The sequence below is a fragment of the Comamonas sp. NyZ500 genome (genome assembly GCF_016772095.1).
Lineage (GTDB): Bacteria > Pseudomonadota > Gammaproteobacteria > Burkholderiales > Burkholderiaceae_C > Comamonas > Comamonas thiooxydans.
Genome location: NZ_JAEIJE010000002.1, coordinates 451,918 through 470,701, shown reverse-complemented (window position 1 = coordinate 470,701; position 18,784 = coordinate 451,918). Strand labels below are relative to the sequence as shown.

Annotated in this window: 14 protein-coding genes and 1 tRNA gene; 8 read left to right on the top strand and 7 right to left on the bottom strand. The window is 60.6% G+C overall.

Annotated features, from left to right (window positions below; all coding sequences use genetic code 11):
- Positions 1-226: 226 nt before the first annotated feature.
- The 6 genes from JAO85_RS05730 to cysS form a co-directional block, all read right to left on the bottom strand.
- Positions 227-319: transfer RNA gene (locus JAO85_RS05730), tRNA-Ser, on the bottom strand.
- A gap of 54 nt (positions 320-373) precedes the next feature.
- A complete protein-coding gene (locus JAO85_RS05725; protein WP_003057587.1) occupies positions 374-1,639 on the bottom strand; it encodes an aspartate kinase in 1,266 nt (421 codons plus the stop codon).
- 93 nt (positions 1,640-1,732) lie between these two features.
- Complete coding sequence (tilS, locus tag JAO85_RS05720; RefSeq protein WP_080771230.1) at positions 1,733-2,743, bottom strand: tRNA lysidine(34) synthetase TilS; 1,011 nt, start codon at positions 2,741-2,743, stop codon at positions 1,733-1,735.
- A 139-nt stretch (positions 2,744-2,882) separates the two neighbouring features.
- Positions 2,883-3,860 carry an acetyl-CoA carboxylase carboxyltransferase subunit alpha gene (locus JAO85_RS05715; protein ID WP_003057594.1) on the bottom strand — a complete coding sequence of 326 codons (978 nt, stop codon included), beginning with the start codon at positions 3,858-3,860 and terminating at the stop codon, positions 2,883-2,885.
- A gap of 60 nt (positions 3,861-3,920) precedes the next feature.
- A complete protein-coding gene (locus JAO85_RS05710; protein ID WP_039049873.1) occupies positions 3,921-4,745 on the bottom strand; it encodes a DNA-3-methyladenine glycosylase in 825 nt (274 codons plus the stop codon).
- Between the two features lie 50 nt (positions 4,746-4,795).
- On the bottom strand, positions 4,796-6,181 hold the full coding sequence (gene cysS, locus JAO85_RS05705; RefSeq protein WP_039049874.1) for a cysteine--tRNA ligase: 1,386 nt from the start codon (positions 6,179-6,181) through the stop codon (positions 4,796-4,798).
- Positions 6,182-6,402: 221 nt separating this feature from the next.
- Between cysS and JAO85_RS05700 the strand changes: the two genes are divergently transcribed.
- The 4 genes from JAO85_RS05700 (at position 6,403) to JAO85_RS05685 (ending at position 9,445) form a co-directional block, all read left to right on the top strand.
- Positions 6,403-6,966 carry a tetratricopeptide repeat protein gene (locus tag JAO85_RS05700; protein ID WP_039049875.1) on the top strand — a complete coding sequence of 188 codons (564 nt, stop codon included), beginning with the start codon at positions 6,403-6,405 and terminating at the stop codon, positions 6,964-6,966.
- Between the two features lie 123 nt (positions 6,967-7,089).
- Complete coding sequence (locus JAO85_RS05695; RefSeq protein ID WP_003070692.1) at positions 7,090-7,674, top strand: peptidylprolyl isomerase; 585 nt, start codon at positions 7,090-7,092, stop codon at positions 7,672-7,674.
- Between the two features lie 69 nt (positions 7,675-7,743).
- Positions 7,744-8,271 carry a peptidylprolyl isomerase gene (locus tag JAO85_RS05690; protein ID WP_003070690.1) on the top strand — a complete coding sequence of 176 codons (528 nt, stop codon included), beginning with the start codon at positions 7,744-7,746 and terminating at the stop codon, positions 8,269-8,271.
- 376 nt (positions 8,272-8,647) lie between these two features.
- Positions 8,648-9,445: a UDP-2,3-diacylglucosamine diphosphatase gene (locus JAO85_RS05685; protein ID WP_202787650.1), complete on the top strand. Its 798-nt coding sequence runs from the start codon at positions 8,648-8,650 to the stop codon at positions 9,443-9,445.
- Between the two features lie 191 nt (positions 9,446-9,636).
- Here JAO85_RS05685 and JAO85_RS05680 read toward each other — a convergent pair whose 3' ends face one another.
- The gene (locus JAO85_RS05680) at positions 9,637-11,283 is read right to left on the bottom strand and encodes an acyl-CoA synthetase (RefSeq protein WP_202787649.1); all 1,647 of its coding nucleotides are present in this window, start codon (positions 11,281-11,283) and stop codon (positions 9,637-9,639) included.
- Between the two features lie 593 nt (positions 11,284-11,876).
- Between JAO85_RS05680 and dnaG the strand changes: the two genes are divergently transcribed.
- The 4 genes from dnaG to JAO85_RS05660 all read left to right on the top strand — a co-directional run bounded on the left by dnaG (position 11,877) and on the right by JAO85_RS05660 (position 18,690).
- The gene (gene dnaG, locus JAO85_RS05675; RefSeq protein ID WP_039049878.1) at positions 11,877-13,862 is read left to right on the top strand and encodes a DNA primase; all 1,986 of its coding nucleotides are present in this window, start codon (positions 11,877-11,879) and stop codon (positions 13,860-13,862) included.
- 275 nt (positions 13,863-14,137) lie between these two features.
- Positions 14,138-16,585, top strand: a complete 2,448-nt coding sequence (gene rpoD / locus JAO85_RS05670) for an RNA polymerase sigma factor RpoD (RefSeq protein WP_003076272.1) — start codon at positions 14,138-14,140, stop codon at positions 16,583-16,585.
- Positions 16,586-16,731: 146 nt separating this feature from the next.
- On the top strand, positions 16,732-17,724 hold the full coding sequence (locus JAO85_RS05665; RefSeq protein ID WP_012837408.1) for a tripartite tricarboxylate transporter substrate binding protein: 993 nt from the start codon (positions 16,732-16,734) through the stop codon (positions 17,722-17,724).
- Between the two features lie 21 nt (positions 17,725-17,745).
- Entirely contained in the window at positions 17,746-18,690 is a 945-nt protein-coding gene (locus JAO85_RS05660; RefSeq protein WP_012837407.1) for a ketopantoate reductase family protein, read from the top strand.
- The last annotated feature ends 94 nt before the right edge of the window (positions 18,691-18,784 follow it).

Sequence of the window (18,784 nt, the reverse complement as noted above, 5' to 3'; positions counted from 1 at the left end):
AGAACTGGCTGCTTGCCCTCAAACGCCCACGCTTATCGGCTGTATTTTTTTAAGGAACCGAGTGCAAAACCGGAAAACCCGATCTTGAATCTTGTTGCTTGCTGAGATCAGCGAAGCCTTGCATTCTAGCCTGTTTTCACCAGACTCAAATCAAAGTTTGAAACTTTTTGTCAACACCCAAAAGATCTTGACAAAAAGAAAAAGCCTTGCGGCTTTTTCTTTGATTTGGCGGAAACGGAGGGATTCGAACCCTCGATGAGGCTCTACACCCCATACTCCCTTAGCAGGGGAGCACCTTCGGCCACTCGGTCACGTTTCCGGAATGACGCTATTGTAAACAGCTTTTTTGTTCGTTTTTGGAAAGTTGCGAAAATTATTCGCTTTTGTCCAAACCGAAGGCTGTGTGCAGGGAGCGCACGGCCAGCTCCAGGTACTTCTCGTCGATCACGACCGAAGTCTTGATCTCGGAAGTCGAGATCATCTGGATGTTCACACCTTCCTTGCTCAGGGCACGGAACATGGTGGAGGCCACGCCCACATGACTGCGCATGCCGATGCCGACGATGCTGACCTTGGCGATATTGGGATTGCCCACCACTTCGGAAGCACCCAGTGCAGGAACAACGCTTTCACGCAGCAGTTCCATGGCACGCTGGTAGTCGCCCTGACTCACGGTGAAGCTGAAGTCGGTCTTGCCGTCCTTGGAGATGTTCTGGATGATCACATCGACTTCGATGTTGGCATCAGCCACGGGGCCCAGGATGGCAGCAGCCACGCCGGGGGTATCAGGCACTCCCAGCACGGAGATCTTGGCCTCGCCACGGTTGAAAGCGATGCCGGATACGACAGCCTTTTCCATTTTTTCGTCTTCCTCAAAAGTAATCAGCGTGCCGGACTTGGCTTCTTCTTCCAGATCGATATCCCAGGGCGTGAAGCTCGACAGCACGCGCATGGGCACCTTGTACTTGCCTGCAAACTCCACGGAACGGATCTGCAGCACCTTGGAGCCCAGGCTGGCCATTTCCAGCATTTCCTCAAAGCTCACCGTACCCAGGCGCTTGGCAGCAGGCACCACACGGGGATCGGTGGTGTAGACGCCATCCACATCGGTATAGATCAGGCATTCGGCAGCCTTCAGGGCGGCAGCCACGGCCACGGCCGAAGTATCGGAGCCGCCACGTCCCAGCGTGGTGATATTGCCTTCGGGATCGATACCCTGGAAGCCAGTCACGATCACGACACGACCTGCCTCGAGGTCGGCGCGCACGCGCTTGTCGTCGATGGACTCGATGCGAGCCTTGGTGTAGCTGCTATCGGTGCGCACGGGCACTTGCCAGCCCGCATAGCTGACGGATTCCATGCCTTCGGCCTGCAGCGCAATGGCCAGCAGCGCCGAGGATGCCTGCTCGCCAGTGGCGGCCAGCATATCAAGCTCACGATAGTACGAACTCTTGGCGTGGCTGGGAGCCAGTTCGCTGGCCAGACCCAGCAAACGGTTGGTTTCGCCACTCATGGCGCTGGGCACAACCACCAACTGGTGACCTGCCCGAGCCCATTTGGCCACACGCTTGGCGACGTTGCGGATGCGCTCTGTCGAGCCCATCGAGGTGCCGCCGTATTTATGAACGATCAGTGCCATTGGATACTAAAGGGTGACGAAACAGCAGCCACGGCGCAGATCACAAAGGTTTTGGCGCGCCGGCGGTTTTCGTACAGGTAAAAAAACCAAAACCTAGGAATTGTACCAACCGAGACTTGCCCCCTGGCGCTCTACAAAACCTCGCCCCACCTTGATGTGGATGCGGTGCCCTCGCGTAGTGCAAACGCCGAGCTGCGCCATGAGCTGCGCAAGCTGGGCCGCCGTCGGCGTCGTGCCATGCTCGGTGCGCAACCAATAACGCAGGACATTGCCCAGACGCAGCTCGCTCAAACCCTGCAATGCCTTGATGACGGGCGGCACCCCCACCAGCAGCAGATCTGCCGCAGCCTGCTGATCCAGCAACTGCGACGCCTGGGCGCAATGGGCGCTGCTGCGTGCAAACGTGCTGCGAAACTGCGGAAAGACCTGCTCCAGCACCGGCAGCAACTGAGCCCGGATGCGATTGCGCGTGTAGCCTGGATCGGCATTCGTCGGATCCTCGACCCAGCTCAAATTCCTGAGCCGCAGCCAGTCGCGCAGCGCCTGCCCCGGCACCTCCAGCAAGGGCCTGAACCATTCCAGCCCTGCTCTTTGCCAATGCCCTGGCATGGCCGCCAGACCGGCCACACCGGCACCGCGCGAGAGCGCCAGCAGCAAGGTCTCGACCTGATCGTCGGCATGCTGAGCCAGCGCCATGGAGCGCACCGCATCCAGCGCAGCGCCCTGCGCATCGAGCCAAGGCTGCCGGGCCGCCTGAATCAAGGCCGCATAACGCCCCTGGCGCGCCGCATCTTCGGGGCTTTGGCCTTGCACATTGCGCGCATCGATGGCGCAGACCTTGAGGGCAATGCCGTGCCGGGCACACAGTTGCTCACAGTGCCGCTGAAATTCATCAGCCGCCGCCTGCAAACCGTGGTGCACATGAATCGCCCTCACCCGCCCCGGCCAGCGCGCATGGCAGGCCAGCAGCAGAGCCGACGAATCGGCTCCGCCGCTAAAGGCCACGGCCAGTGGCAGCGGCGGCTCGAATGCCGCCATCGCTGCATCCACCCGAGCAGCCGAGGCCCGCAACAAGTCAGCATCTGACTGGGCTTGCATGAACAACAGACTCCCTATTTCCAATTCAATAGCAGCTAGCGCTTACCCCAAAAGGGCTAGAAACACACTTCACTCAAAGCCTTTCGGCAAAAACAAATGGCTCCCGAAGGAGCCATTGTGCGCAAGCAGCATCAAGCCCGCTGGATCAGCGGTTGTCAGCCTTGGTGTCGGCAAACTTGCCATAGCTCTGAATGCGGTCGTAGCGACGATCCTGCAGCTCCTTGGGCTTGAGATCGGTCAACTGGCGATAGGCATCGCCCAACGCACGCTTGAGGAAGGCCCCCATTTGCTTGTGATCGCGGTGAGCACCGCCCACAGGCTCGTTGACGATCTTGTCCACCAGACCCAGCGCCTTGAGGCGGTGAGCAGTGATGCCCATGGCGTCCGCTGCTTCCTGGGCCTTTTCGCCGGTCTTCCACAGAATGGAAGCGCAGCCTTCGGGACTGATCACCGAGTACACGGAGTACTGCAGCATCAGCACCTGGTCGGCCACGGCAATCGCCAGCGCACCGCCCGAGCCACCTTCACCGATGATGGTGGTGATGATGGGGGTCTGCAGCTGAGCCATTTCGTAGATGTTGCGACCGATGGCCTCGGACTGGCCACGCTCCTCGGCATCGATGCCGGGGAAGGCGCCGGGCGTGTCCACGAAAGTGAACACGGGCAGCTTGAACTTCTCGGCCGTCTTCATCAGACGCAAGGCCTTGCGATAGCCCTCGGGACGCGTCATGCCGAAGTTGCGCAGCGTACGCTCCTTGGTATCGCGGCCCTTTTGATGACCGATCACCATGCAGGGCTGGCCGTTGAAGCGCGCCAGGCCACCGATGATGGACTGGTCATCCGCAAAGTGGCGGTCGCCGTGCATTTCGACAAAGTCGGTAAAGCACTCGCGCACATAGTCGAGCGTATAGGGGCGCTCGGTATGGCGTGCGATCTTGGTGATCTGCCAGGGGGTCAGGTCGCTGTAGATGTCCTTGGTCAGCTGCAGGCTTTTCTTGCTGAGCTGATCGATCTCTTCCGAGATATCTACTGCGCTTTCAGTCTGCACATAGCGCAGTTCTTCGATTTTGGATTCGAGTTCGGCAATGGGCTGCTCAAAATCCAGAAAGTTCTTTTTCGCCAACGTATTTCTCCTTGTGCCAGCCTGTTGCAATCCTTGCAATCGGCCAGTGGACAGATGTCATCAAGCCACAGGCTGCGCCTCGAGCGAGCGCCAAATATACCAAGTTGCAACCGTACACCACGGTTTCCAAGCCTCGGCAACTTCACGGGCATCGCTGCGACTGACAGGATCGCCCGAAAAATGATTGAGAGAGATGCCCTGTATCAAACCGGCATCATCCAGAGGCAGCACATTGGGCCGCCCCAGACAGTAAATCAGAAAATTCTCGGCCGTCCAGCGGCTGAGGCCGCGTATGGACATCAGCTCGGCAATGATGACTTCATCGCTCATCTGAGCCCATTCATCCATGTGCAGACGGTTCTCGGTGAAGTGCAGAGCCAGATCGACCAGATAGTCCACCTTGCGGGCCGACAATCCCACCGCACGCATATCGTCCACCTTGAGCCTGAGCACCTGCTCGGGCTGCATGGCAGCAGGCAGCCTGACGAACTTGTTCCACAAGGTCTTGGCGGACTTCGCCGAAATCTGCTGCCCGATGATGGACCGGGCCAAGGTGGCAAAGGCCTGCTCCTGCCCGCAAGGCAACAGCGCCTGGCTGCCGAGTTGCGGGATCAGGCGCTTGAGCACACGGTCGCGGCGCATGAGCTGACGACAGGCCTCAGCCCAATAGGCGGGCACGCCATCAGGCAAATCCAGATGGATCTTTGGAGCGGCCGCTTTGGACGCAACTGCCTGCTTTGCAGTTGTACCCGCAGGCTGAGCAATGGCTGCGGCCCCCAAAGGCGCTACAGGCAAAGGCGCAGCCGGCCCCATGGGCACGGGCAGATCAGCCACCAGCGGCAGCTGTTCAAACTCCATGGTGTCCAGATGCTTGGCCGCACTCATGCACGACTCTCCGCACTGCTCACACAGTTGATGGAATATTGCATGCAGCCTCAGCCCTTGGCGGCCGCTTCCCAGGTCGTGCCCGCGGCCGAGTCCTTGAGGACGATGCCCTGATCAAGCAGCTCCTTGCGGATGCGGTCGGCCTCGGCCCAGTTCTTGGCAGCCTTGGCCTCTGCGCGTGCGGCAATCTGCGCCTCGATCGCTGCCGCGTCCACCCCTTCGGCACCAGCCTGCAGAAACTTCTGCGGCTCGGCCTGCAGCAGGCCCAGGCAGGCCCCCAGAGCCTTGAGCAAGCCAGCCACTTCGGGCGACTTGCTGCGGTTGACCTCGGCGGCCAGCTCGAACAGCACGGCCACGGCCTCGGGCGTGCCGAAGTCTTCGTCCATCGCCGCCTTGAAGCGGGCGGCATAGGGATTGCTCCAGTCGATCAGCACTTCGGCAGGCGTCACCAGGTCAAGCGCGGTATAGAGGCGCTTGAGCGCACCGCGCGCATCATCGAGATGCACATTGGAATAGTTCAGCGGGCTGCGGTAGTGACTGCGTACGACGAAGAAACGGATGGTCTCGGCGTCGTACTCCTTGAGCACGTCGCGGATGGTGAAGAAGTTGCCCAGCGACTTGGACATCTTCTCGTTGTCCACGTTGATGAAGCCGTTGTGCATCCAGGTCCGGGCGAACGGCTTGCCGGTCGCACCTTCGCTCTGGGCAATCTCGTTCTCGTGGTGGGGGAACTGCAGATCCGCACCGCCGCCATGGATGTCGAAGCTCTCGCCCAGCAGCTCGCAACCCATGGCCGAGCATTCGATATGCCAGCCGGGGCGACCTTCGCCAAACGGACTCTGCCATCTCACATCGGCCGGCTCGTCGGCCTTGGCCGACTTCCACAACACAAAGTCCAGCGGGTCGTGCTTGCCGTCTGCCACGGCCACACGCTCGCCGGCGTTGAGCTCGTCCAGCGACTTGCCCGAGAGCTTGCCGTAGCCCGGAAACTTGCGCACGGCGTAGTTCACATCGCCGTTGCCGGCCTGATAGGCCAGGCCCTTGTCCTGCAAACGGGCGATCATGCCCAGCATCTGCGGCACGTATTCGGTGGCGCGCGGCTCCAGCGTGGGGCGCTCGATGCTCAGCGCATCCGCGTCCTGGTGCAGCGCATCGATCATGCGATCGGTCAGGCTGCGTATGGTCTCGCCGTTTTCCACCGCGCGCTTGATGATCTTGTCATCGATGTCGGTGATGTTGCGCACATAGGTCACCTTGTAGCCGCTGGCGCGCAGCCAGCGCTGCACCACGTCGAAAGCCACCATGGAGCGTGCATGGCCCAGGTGGCAGAGGTCATAGACCGTCATGCCACAGACGTACATACGCACATGGCCCGGCTCAAGCGGCGAAAACGATTCCAGTGCACGCGACAGCGTGTTGTAGATACGCAAACTCATGAATCTTGAAATAGGGAGAGAGGGTGGCGAGCAGCAGCACTGGTCATGCCTGCGATGCATAAACCATGCCTGCCATTCCCTGAGGCTGAAAAATGCGCACTAGCATCCAGACACATCCCGGTCCGGCCAGACGCCTAAGCGCCGCACACCCCTCAGCTACAATTCCCCGCAGTATAAGCTCCCGCCGCAGCGCAGTTTTGCGGCGCCATGAAAGCACCTACATGCCTGTACGCAACTTGTTCAGTACCGCAGCGCGTGCGGCAGCCCTGGCTGCCTTGCTCGCTGCAGGTAGCGCCTACGCCGACGATTACACGGATGTTGCCCAGTTGCTCAAGAGCGGCAAGACACAGCAGGCGCTGCAAAAAGCAGACACCTATCTAGCCAAGAATTCACGCGACCCGCAGATGCGTTTTCTGCGCGGCATCGCGCTGAGCAATGACGGCAAGACCGAGGACGCGATTGCAGCGTTTCGCCAGCTGACCGAGGACTATCCCGAGCTGCCCGAGCCCTATAACAACCTGGCCGTGATCTATGCACGCCAGGGTGACCTGGATCGCGCCCGCGCCGCGCTCGAAGCCGCCGTGCGCAACAATCCGAACTATGCCGTGGCGCACGAGAACCTGGGCGATATCTATGCCCGCCTGGCCTATCAGTCCTATGCGCAGTCCCTGGCCAAGGGCGGTCGCCCCGCAGCCCTGAACCCCAAGCTCAAGCAGCTCAAGGACTTGCTGCAGCCTGCGACCTCTCTCGCCACGCCTGCCCCGGCCCTGCCTGCACAGCGCTGAACCGTTTTTTCAATCACCGCCCTCTTATGAAGCCGGCCGGCGCCCTCAGCTGCCTCAAGCCTGTTTTTCGCAGCCGCCATCCCTGCGGCCCTGCCCAAGGCCCACTTACCCAGGAATATGACCATGCTGAATTTCCGTCGAAACAGCCTCAAGGCCCTGTCTGCCATTGCGCTGACAGCCACTGTTTTTGCCATCCCCGGCCTGGCCCAGGCGCAATCCAAGGTGCAGCTCAAGACCAGCATGGGCGATATCGTGGTCGAGCTCAACGATGCCAAGGCCCCCAAGAGCGCGGCCAATTTTCTGCAGTATGTGCGTGACAAGCACTATGACGGCACGGTGTTCCACCGCGTCATCGACGGCTTCATGATCCAGGGCGGCGGCATGGACACCAATCTGAACGAAAAGCCCACACGCGCCCCGATTCCGCTGGAAGCCAGCAACGGCCTCAAGAACGACCGCGGCACGATTGCCATGGCGCGCACCGGCAACCCCAATTCCGCCACCTCGCAGTTCTTCATCAATGTGGTGAACAATGACATGCTCAACGCCCCCAAGCCCGACGGCCATGGCTATGCCGTCTTCGGCAAGGTCGTCAAGGGCATGGATGTGGTGGACAAAATCCGCGCCGTGGCTACGGGCAACCGTGGCATGCACCAGAATGTGCCCACGACGCCGGTAACAATCCTTTCCGCCACCGAAATCAAGTAAACAACCCGGCGGCGCTGCACCTGCCGGGCCGCGCCCGCCTCTTTACTCCATCCTCTAGAAAGCACAGACATGAGCAATCCCCAAGTCGAACTGCACGTGACCATCAACGTGGCTGACACCGCAACCCAGGGCGTGATCACGCTGGAACTGGACGCCGTGAACGCGCCCAAGTCCACCGAGAACTTCCTGAACTATGTGAACCAGGGCTTCTACAACGGCACCATCTTCCACCGCGTGATCAAGAACTTCATGATCCAGGGCGGCGGTTTTGCGGCCGACATGAAGCAGAAGGACACTGCTGCTCCCATCGAGAACGAAGCCAAGAACGGCCTGAAGAACGACAAGTACACGATTGCCATGGCTCGCACCAGCGATCCTCACAGCGCAACCGCCCAGTTCTTCATCAACACCGTGGACAACGGCTTCCTGAACCACACCGCCCCCACCGGCCAGGGCTGGGGCTATGCCGTGTTCGGCAAGGTGGTCAAGGGTGAAGAAGTCGTGGACGCCATCAAGAAGGTGCGCACCACTCGCAAGGGCTTCCACGACGACGTGCCTTTCGACGCCGTGGTGATCGACAAGGCCGTGGCCCTGTAAATTGATCCCCCTGAGCCGCTTTGCGGCTTCCCCCTGAGGGGGACGACGGCCTCGCTGCGGGGCGGCCCTTGCTTGCCGTCTCTCGCACGAGGCCGTTGTGGTTTTAGGAACCGCTTACTTCACGACTTACGCAAAAACGGGTTCAGGCAGGATGACTGCCTCTGGAAGCAGGCTGTTGTTGCATTCTTGTTTGCGCAAGTCCTCACTTGTTCAAATGACTGAATCCATCGTTCATTCTGATTCCCACGCGACTGCGCCTCAAGTGACGCAGATGCAAGGCGCCCCCGGCCGGGACGACGGCCTCGCTGCGGGGCGGCCCTTGCTTGCCGTCTCTTTGTGAGGCCGTTATTGTTTTCAGGCTGCGCACTTTTCATTCATGGCTGAATCTTCTGATCCACGCACTGCCGCTCCTCAAGTCGCGCAGCTCCAGGCTGAGTCCCACTGGCGCACGCTTGACTTCATTTCCGACCTGCATCTGCAGCCTTCGGAGCCGCAGACGGTTGAAGCCTGGCGCAGCTATCTGGCACGCAGCACGGCCGACGCCATCTTTATCCTCGGCGATCTGTTTGAAGTCTGGGTGGGTGACGATGCACTCGATGAGCCCGGCAGCTTCGAAGCCGAATGTGCTGCCGTGCTGCGCGAGGCGGCGCAGCAGCGCCCGCTGTTCTTCATGGTCGGCAACCGCGACTTTCTGGCCGGTGACGAATTTCTGCGCCGAAGCGGCATGACCGGCCTTTCCGACCCCACGGTGCTGCGGTGGGCAGGCACCAGCATCCTGCTCAGCCATGGCGATGCGCTGTGCCTTGACGATGTGGATTACCAGCAATTTCGTGCTGTTTCGCGCTCCGCCGCCTGGCAGAAGCAACTGCTGGCCCAGCCCCTGGCCATGCGCCGCGCGATCGGCAGATCGGCACGCAGCGAAAGCGAGCAACGCAAGCAAAGCGGCGCACCCTACGCGGATGCCGACGCGCAGATGAGTGCCACCTGGATGCAGGCCGCGCAAGCGCCCTGGCTGATTCACGGCCACACTCATCAGCCCGCCGACCACGCACTGGGCAATGACCAATGGCGCATCGTGCTCAGCGACTGGCATATCGATGCCGATACGCGTCGCGCCGAGGTGCTGCGTGTGACGCCCGAAGGCTGGCAGCGCATACCGCCCGAGCTGGCCTGACGCGCCGCCCCAGTTGGCGCTATCCAATTCAGAGCTTCTTGCGCTTGCCATTCATAGATTTCATATTGAAAACTATCCAAGTTCTATGAATAACAAGCGCTAGCAGCTATCAAATTTACTGAACCGGCAGACACCCAGAGCCCGCTGCCAACAGAACTAAGGCATCGGACCTTGGAGTCAACTGCGGGATCTCAGACCGAGATCGCGGAAGCCGAGCCTGCCTGCTTGCGCAGCTCGAACTTCTGGATCTTGCCCGTGCTGGTCTTGGGCAGCTCGCCGAAGACCACGGCACGCGGCACCTTGTAGCCGGCCAGATGCTTTTTGCAGTGGGCAATGATGTCTTCGGCCGTAGTCTCGGCTCCGGCTTTGAGCTCGATGAAGGCGCAGGGCGTCTCGCCCCATTTGGGATCGGGCTTGGCCACCACGGCCGCAGCCAGCACGGCGGGGTGGCGGTAGAGCACATCCTCCACTTCGATGGACGAGATGTTCTCGCCGCCCGAGATGATGATGTCCTTGCTGCGGTCCTTGATCTGGATATAGCCGTCGGGATGCTGCACGGCCAGGTCGCCGCTGTGGAACCAGCCGCCGCGGAAGGCTTCCTGCGTCGCCTGCGGGTTCTTGAGATAGCCCTTCATGGCGATATTGCCCTGGAACATGATCTCGCCCATGGTCTGGCCGTCGCGCGGCACGGGCTGCATGGTTTCGGGGTCCAGCACGGCCGCAGAGCGCTGCAGGTGGTAGCGCACGCCCTGGCGCGAGTTCAGGCGGGCGCGCTCGCCGATATCGAGCGCATTCCAGCTTTCATGCTTGGCGCAGACCGTGGCTGGGCCATAGGTTTCGGTCAGGCCGTAGACATGGGTGATGTCAAAGCCCATGGCCTCCATGCCCTCGATCATCGATGCGGGTGGCGCGGCCCCTGCCACCATGGCCTTGACGCCGGCGGGCACGCCCTGCTTCATGGCAGCCGGCGCATTCACCAGCAGGCTGTGCACAATGGGCGCGCCGCAGTAATGGCTCACGCCATGGTTGCGAATGGCGTCAAAAATCGCCTGTGCATCCACCCGGCGCAGGCAGACATTGACCGCCGCGCGTGCGGCCACCGTCCAGGGGAAGCACCAGCCGTTGCAGTGGAACATGGGCAGCGTCCACAGATAGACGGCGTGTTTGGGCATGTCCCACTCCAGCACATTGCTGATGGCGTTGTTGTGCGCGCCGCGATGGTGGTAGACCACGCCCTTGGGGTTCCCGGTGGTTCCGCTGGTGTAGTTCAGCGCAATCGCATCCCATTCGTCGCCGGGCAACTGCCAGTCGAAACCGGCATCGCCCCGGGCCACGAAGCTCTCGTAGTCGATGGCACCGATCTGCTCGGCCGCTTCGCCGTAAACCGGGTCTTCGACCTGGATCACATAAATGGGCACGGTGCTCTGTCGCAGCTTGAGCGCCCTGGTCATTAGAGGCGCGAACTCGGGGTCCACGATCAAGGCCTTGGCTTCGCCGTGATCCAGCATGAATGCCAGGGTCTCGGCATCGAGCCGGGTATTGAGCGTGTTGAGCACGGCACCGGCCATGGGCACGCCAAAGTGCGCCTCCACCATGGGCGGCGTATTGGGCAGCATTACGGCCACGGTGTCGTTCTTGCCGATGCCGATTTTCTGCAGGCTGCTGGCCAGCTGACGGCAACGCGCATAGGTTTGCGCCCAGCTCTGGCGCAGGTCGCCGTGAACAATGGCCAGGCGCTCGGGGTAGACCTCGGCCGTGCGGGCAATAAAGCTCAGCGGCGTCAGCGCGGCATGGTTGGCGGTATTTGGGGCGAGGTTCAGATCGAAAGAACTTGTCATGTTTGTCTCCTGAGCGTTTTGTACTCCAGCATCCGTCACGCCAGGCTTACAACCGAGCGCCATGCAGGCTTGTTGTGATCGGGATCAAGCAGTTGCGCCCGAAATGGCTGCACCGCGCCGGCAAACCGGCATGCGACATGCGCAGACAAACCAGAGCAATGCAAAAGGTCATTCAGCGAGACAGTACTTTCAACAGCTTCTGAAAATCGATAAATTCATTTGAAATCAACCACATGGAATCCTATTGAAAAATTCCCTCATTCCCCAGGCAGGGCCAACTCATGCAAGTCATCTATAAGACATCATTTATCTGACAGACCAATCACCAGGACTTCGAATCGCTTTTAGAATGCGCACATGTTTTGAGTACATGACTGCCTGCATCGGCAGTGCAAGACCGGCATCTCTGCCCGCACGGAGCCGGTCGCAAGCCTCAAGACTGAGTGGCGGAGGAGACGTTTTAGAGGAGAGCCTGGCAATGACCCAGGCATCAGGAGACCTGAGCCTGCACCCATGGGTGCAGGCTTTTTTTTGCCCGCCTGCTCCATTCCTGCCGCGCCCTCGGCCATTGCCGAAAAAGGCAGAATACGCGGGTGGCCATTCCCCAATCATTCATCCAAGAGTTGCTATCCCGCGTCGACGTGGTCGACATCGTGGGCCGCTATGTGCAGCTCAAAAAGGGCGGCGCCAACTTCATGGGCTTATGCCCGTTCCATAGCGAGAAGTCGCCCTCCTTCACCGTCAGCCCCAGCAAGCAGTTCTTTCACTGCTTTGGCTGTGGCAAGAATGGCAATGCCATCGGCTTTCTGATGGAGCATGCCGGCATGGGCTTTGTCGAAGCCGTGCAGGAGCTTGCCAACCAATGCGGCCTGCAAGTGCCGCAGGACGACATCAGTCCTGCCGAGCGCCAGCGCCAGGCTCAGCAAAAGCAAAAGGCGGAAACACTGAGTGATCTGCTGGAAAAAGCCGGCGAGTCCTATCGCAAGCAGCTCAAGGCAGCTCCGAAAGCCATCGAGTATCTGAAAAAGCGCGGCGTCTCCGGCGAAGTCTCCAAGCGCTTTGGCCTGGGCTATGCCCCTGCAGGCTGGCATGGTCTGGCCAGCGTATTTGCCGAGTACGACAACCCGCAGCTCGAAGAATGCGGGCTGGTCATCGTGGGCGAGGACGACAGTCGCCGCTATGACCGCTTCCGCGACCGGCTCATGTTCCCGATTCGCAATGTCAAAGGCGAGTGCATAGGCTTTGGCGGGCGGGTGTTCGGCGATGAAAAACCCAAATACCTGAACTCGCCCGAAACCCCGGTCTTCCACAAGGGCCGCGAACTCTACGGCCTTTACGAGGCCCGGCAGGCCCTGCGCGACATGGGCTACGCCCTGGTCACAGAAGGCTATATGGACGTGGTGGCACTGGCCCAACTGGGCTTTGCCAATGCCGTGGCAACGCTGGGGACGGCCTGCACGCCAGAGCATGTGCAAAAGCTATTTCGATTCACCGATGCCGTGGTCTTCAGCTTCGACGGTGACGGGGCGGGGCGGCGCGCCGCCCGCAAGGCGCTGGATGCGGCCCTGCCACTGGCGACGGACACGCGCTCCATCAAATTCCTGTTCCTGCCTTCGGAACATGACCCTGACAGCTTCATCCGCGAATTCGGCCCCGAGGCCTTCTCGCGCTATGTGGGCGATGCCACGCCGCTGAGCCGCTTTCTCATCGAATCGGCCAGCGAAGGCTGCGACCTGGGACAGACAGAAGGCCGTGCCCATATGGCCAGCAACGCCCGGCCGCTGTGGTCGCTGCTGCCCGACGGCGCGCTCAAGCGCCAGTTGCTCTCCGAAATCGCAGCCCTGGCTCAGCTGGACTCGCGCGACCTCTCCGATATCTGGGCGCAGGAGGCGGCACGCACCGCCCCCATTGCCCGCCGCGCGCCTGCGCCCCCCGGCCCTCAGGCACCGGAATGGGATGCGCCTGCGGGCAACTGGGAAAGCGCTCCCGACTGGGCCGATGCCGCAGCACCGGCTCCCTCCTACCCGAGCCAGGGCAGCGGTGGCAACTGGTCGGGCCGCAAGGAATTCGGCCGCCAGCGCAAACCCTGGGGCAAGAAGGGTGAGGACTGGAACCCGCCGCAGCTGGGCCCGCGCCCCACGCCGGTCAGCCGCGAAGACCAGGCCGCACGCCTGCTGATGTGTCACATGGAGTTCATGGAAGAGATGACCCATGAGGACTTCGATGCCCTGGCTCGCTGCAACCAAAGCCATGCCCCCTTGTTCCGTTGGCTGGAGGCCCAGTTCACCGAATCCGGCCCGCGCTCCTGGGCAGTGCTGCGCGAGCAATTGCAAGGCTCTCCCTGCGAGCCGCTGGCCCAAAAGCTCATGAGCGGCGCCCATGCCAACCCCGAGGGCGAGGTGGACGAGTTGCGCAAGGAGTTGCGCGGCACTCTCAATCTGATCCTGGTGGATCATCTCAAGCGCGAAGAAGCCAAGGCCCTCAAGGAAATTGCTACGGACCCCACCGCGGCAAGACGTTACATTGAGTTTCAACAGCGGCGAAAAAATTTATCTGTAATTATTAGCTCCACCTCTTGACATCTTTAAAAAAGGTATAATTTAGTGGATATAGGCAAGAGCGACAGCAACACCTCCGACCCGGGCACCGTGAAGAAATCACGTGATGGCAGCAACTGCATGGCCCATTTCTCGCAAGGATTGCATACCAAATGATCGCCCCAACATCTTGCCATGGAGTCTTTGTGCTCCACCGGACAGGCTAGGCCTGTTCTTGCGCCAGCTTTCATGGCGTTTGTTTGCATTTTCCGTTTTCCTTTGTGTGTTTGTGTGTGTTCGTACCGTGAGAGGTGTTCATGCCCGTTTCAAAGTCCGTGAAGTCCAAGCAGGCCCCAGAAGCTTCAGCAAAGCCCAAGACCTCTAAAACTTCCACTTCCGCAGCAGAGCCCGCGAAAAAGGCCAGTGCCAGCAAGCCTGCTGTGAAGAAGAGTGCTGCATCTGCAGCCGAAGCAAAGAAAGACACCACCGTGGTTACCAAGTCACAAGCCGAACTCAAAGCCATGGCCGATGCGCTGCTGGCGCAGGCAACTCCCAAGCGCGGCCGCAAGAAGGCCGAAGAAGACGACGACACAGCTGCCGCTCCTGCCGCCAAGAAGACTGTCGCCAAAAAGGCCCCTGCTGCCAAGAAGGCTGCCGCCGTCAAGGCCCCAGCTGCCAGTGCCGATGCCGACAAGGCTCCCGCCAAGCGCGGCCGCAAGCCCAAGGCCAAGGAGGCCGACGAGGACATGGATGATGCAGACCTGTCGGATATCGACAGCGATCTGGAAGGCGAAGTCGAAGAGGAGGCATCGACCGAAGCGTCTGCTGCTCCTGCCGAAAAGGCCAAGCCTCTGCGCATGAAGATCAGCAAGGCGAAGGAACGCGCCTTGATGAAGGAATTCGGCCTGGACGAGACTGTTCTGACCGAAGAGGAAATGAACACCCGCCGTCAGCGTCTGAAGATGCTGATCAAGCTGGGCAAGACCCGCGGCTACCTGACCCACGCCGAAATCAACGACCACCTGCCCGACAAGCTGGTCGATGCCGAAACGCTGGAAGTCGTGATCTCCATGTTGAACGACATGGGCGTGGCCGTATACGAGCAGACTCCCGATGCGGAAACCCTGCTGCTGAACAACACCGGCCAGTCGGCCACCACCGAAGAAGAAGCGGAAGAAGAGGCCGAAGCGGCTCTGTCCACTGTGGACTCCGAATTCGGTCGCACCACCGACCCCGTGCGCATGTACATGCGTGAAATGGGCACCGTCGAACTGCTGACACGCGAAGGCGAAATCGAAATCGCCAAGCGCATCGAAGGCGGTCTGATGGACATGATGGAAGCCATCTCGGCCTCCCCCGCAACCATCGCCGAAATCCTCAACATGGCCGAGGAGATCCGCGAAGGCAAGGTTGTCATCTCCACCGTGGTGGACGGCTTCGTCAATGCCAACGAGAACGACGACTATGTGGCCGAGGAAGACTTCGACGAATACGACGAAGAAGACGACGACGACGGCAAGGGCGGCTCCAAGGCTCTGACCAAGAAGCTCGAAGAGCTGAAGAACGAAGCCCTGGGTCGCTTTGACTCCATGCGCGAACTCTTCGACAAGATGCACAAGGTGTATGACAAGGAAGGCTACGGCACCGAGGCATACATGAAGGTGCAGAAGGCCATCACCGAAGAGCTGATGACCATTCGCTTCACGGCCAAGACGATCGAGAAGCTCTGCGATCTGGTGCGCGCCCAGGTGGACGACGTGCGCAAGAAGGAACGCGAGCTGCGCAAGATCATCGTGGACAAGTGCGGCATGCCCCAGGAGCAGTTCATCAAGGACTTCCCGCCCAATCTGCTGAACCTGGACTGGGTCATCAAGCAAGTGGCGGCAGGCAAGAACTACAGCGCTGTGCTGGAGCGCAACATCCCGCCCGTGCAGGAGCTGCAGCAGAACCTGATCGACCTGCAGGCCCGCGTGGTCGTGCCTCTGGAAGAGCTCAAGCACATCAACAAGCGCATGAACAGCGGCGAGCGCGCCAGCCGCGATGCCAAAAAGGAAATGATCGAGGCCAATCTGCGTCTCGTGATCTCCATCGCCAAGAAGTACACCAACCGCGGTCTGCAATTCCTGGACCTGATCCAGGAAGGCAATATCGGCCTGATGAAGGCCGTGGACAAGTTCGAATATCGTCGCGGCTACAAGTTCTCGACCTATGCAACCTGGTGGATTCGTCAGGCCATCACGCGCTCCATCGCCGACCAGGCCCGCACGATCCGCATCCCCGTGCACATGATCGAGACCATCAACAAGATGAACCGCATCTCGCGCCAGCACTTGCAAGAGTTTGGTTTCGAGCCTGATGCGTCCATCCTGGCAGCCAAGATGGAGATCCCCGAGGACAAGATCCGCAAGATCATGAAGATCGCCAAGGAGCCGATCTCGATGGAAACCCCCATCGGCGACGACGACGATTCCCACCTGGGCGACTTCATCGAGGACGGCAACAACACGGCGCCTATCGACGCCGCCATGCAGGCCGGTCTGCGCGATGTGGTCAAGGACATTCTCGACGGCCTGACGCCTCGCGAAGCCAAGGTACTGCGCATGCGCTTCGGTATCGAAATGTCCACCGACCATACGCTGGAAGAAGTTGGCAAGCAGTTTGACGTGACGCGCGAGCGCATCCGTCAGATCGAAGCCAAGGCGCTGCGCAAACTCAAGCACCCTTCGCGCTCCGACAAGCTGCGCAGCTTCATCGACTCGCTGTAAAGTCAGTCCGAGGAACCGGCTCGCCGGCTCCCTGCTACTCAAAGCCCCGACCTGCCCAGGTCGGGGCTTTTTCGCATGCAGCCCAGGTCAGCAAGCCTTCGCTTGCGGCCAAACACACCAAAAGACACATAACAACGGAGACAGACATGAATACCCCCCACTCGGAAAATGCCCTGACACGCCGCCACTGGCTAAGCTATTGCGCTGCCTTGCTGTCTACACCTTTTGCAGCCATCGCCAATCCGCCCCAGCGCCTTGGCACGCAGCTGCGTATCGTGATCCCCGCCAACCCCGGCGGCGGCTGGGACCAGACTGGCCGCGCCCTGGGCGCAGTGCTGACCAGCAGCGGCATGGTGGACAAGGTCGTTTATGAAAACATCGGCGGCAAGGGCGGCACCATAGGCTTGGCCGAGTACACCAAACGCTATGGCAGCGACCCCAACAGCCTGCTGATCGGTGGCATGGTCATGGTCGGCGCCCTGGCACTGAACAAGAAGTCAGCAGAGCTGCAGCAGGTGCAGCCCCTGGCGCGCCTGACCAGCGACTATCTGGTGGTGGCCGTGCCCACCGACTCGCCGCTTGCCAACCCCAAGGCACTGGCCAAGGCCATGCGCGAGAACCTGCCGGCACTGACCATTGCCGGAGGCTCTGCAGGCGGTGTGGACCATATGTACGCAGGCATGCTGGCCCGCCTGGCCAAGGCCAATGCGGAGCAACTGCAATACAAACCCTTTGCCGGCGGTAACGATGTGCTCCAGGCCCTGCTGCAAAAGCAGGTGCAAGTGGGAATCTCGGGTTACAGCGAGTTCAGAGAAGCCTTGCAGGCGGGCAAACTGCGCGCCCTCGGTGTTTCGTCACGCCGTGCCATGTTCGGCATTGCCTCCATGCGCGACCAGGGTCTGGATGCTGAAATGTCGAACTGGCGTGCCGTCTTTACAGGCAAGAATCTGCCGGCAGAACGCGCCCAGCAACTGCTGGCTGCTATCGACCATGCAAGCAACCAGGACAGCTGGAAGCAAGCCCTGGTCAGCAATAATTGGAACTCTTCCTGGCAAACCGGCAAGGCACTGCATGAATTTCTGGAGGTCGAAACCTCCACTGCCCAGCTGATGACCTATCTGCTCAAGCTCAAGAGCTGAGCCTCTTTGCGAGATAGCCTCATGAACATGGTCAACCACACCGCCGCCTCCGCCCGCCTGTCCATTGCCGTCATGGGTGCGGGCTCGGTGGGCTGCTACTTTGGTGCTCTGCTGGCACGCGCCGGCCACCCGGTCACGCTGATCGGTAGAGCATCGCATATGCAGGCCATCAGCCAGCACGGGCTGCGACTGCAGACGGCGACAGAAGATCTGAACATCCCCATCACCACCAGCACCGAAGCCAGTGCCGTGGCAGGCGCCGATGTGGTGCTGTTCTGCGTGAAATCCACCGACACCGAAGCAGCGGCTGCACAGATCAAACCCCACCTGGCAGCGCACACTCAGGTACTGAGCTTGCAGAACGGCGTGGACAACGACCGGCGCCTGCGCCTGGTACTGGGGCAGCAGCCGGTGGCTGCTGCCGTGGTTTATGTCGCCACCGCCATGGCCGGCCCAGGCCATGTGCGTCACTTCGGCCGGGGCGAGCTGCTCATCGCCCCCTGTCCGCAGGGTGACGAGATTGCACTCCAGTTCAGCGCAGCAAACATCCCCACCCAGACCTCGGACGGCGTGCTGACCGCACTCTGGCAAAAACTCATCATCAACTGCGTGTACAACGCACTCTCCGCCCTCACCCAGCAGCCCTATGGCTGGCTGATCGCGCAGCAGGGCGTACCCGCCGTCATGCAGGATATTGCCGCCGAATGCAAGGCCGTAGCTCTGGCCGACGGCGTGCTGCTGCCGGCCTCCGTGGACGAGGCTGTAGCGGCCATAGCGCGCACCATGCCCCGACAGCTCTCTTCCACGGCCCAGGATCTGGCGCGCGGCAAGACCACGGAAATCGACCATCTCAACGGCTATGTGGTGCGGCGCGGTCAGGCGCTGGGCATTGCCACGCCGATCAACCGTCTGCTGCAGGTGCTGGTGCAACTCAAGCAAATGCCGGCACAAAAGCAGGAACTATGATTTCTATAGCTGCTTGCTTTGACAAATCAATGGCTAGAGTCAATTTTTACACCCGGAAACACCTAAGCCAGTACTAACACTTCCGGCATGGCTT

Bases quoted from the DNA above. Each gene is read 5' to 3' on its own strand.
- JAO85_RS05725 (WP_003057587.1), bottom strand. From the start codon at position 1,639: ATGGCACTGATCGTTCATAAATACGGCGGCACCTCGATGGGCTCGACA.
- JAO85_RS05710 (WP_039049873.1), bottom strand. From the start codon at position 4,745: ATGAGTGCGGCCAAGCATCTGGACACCATGGAGTTTGAACAGCTGCCG.
- cysS (WP_039049874.1), bottom strand. From the start codon at position 6,181: ATGAGTTTGCGTATCTACAACACGCTGTCGCGTGCACTGGAATCGTTT.
- JAO85_RS05700 (WP_039049875.1), top strand. From the start codon at position 6,403: ATGCCTGTACGCAACTTGTTCAGTACCGCAGCGCGTGCGGCAGCCCTG.
- JAO85_RS05695 (WP_003070692.1), top strand. From the start codon at position 7,090: ATGCTGAATTTCCGTCGAAACAGCCTCAAGGCCCTGTCTGCCATTGCG.
- JAO85_RS05690 (WP_003070690.1), top strand. From the start codon at position 7,744: ATGAGCAATCCCCAAGTCGAACTGCACGTGACCATCAACGTGGCTGAC.
- JAO85_RS05685 (WP_202787650.1), top strand. From the start codon at position 8,648: ATGGCTGAATCTTCTGATCCACGCACTGCCGCTCCTCAAGTCGCGCAG.
- JAO85_RS05680 (WP_202787649.1), bottom strand. From the start codon at position 11,283: ATGACAAGTTCTTTCGATCTGAACCTCGCCCCAAATACCGCCAACCAT.
- rpoD (WP_003076272.1), top strand. From the start codon at position 14,138: ATGCCCGTTTCAAAGTCCGTGAAGTCCAAGCAGGCCCCAGAAGCTTCA.
- JAO85_RS05665 (WP_012837408.1), top strand. From the start codon at position 16,732: ATGAATACCCCCCACTCGGAAAATGCCCTGACACGCCGCCACTGGCTA.
- JAO85_RS05660 (WP_012837407.1), top strand. From the start codon at position 17,746: ATGAACATGGTCAACCACACCGCCGCCTCCGCCCGCCTGTCCATTGCC.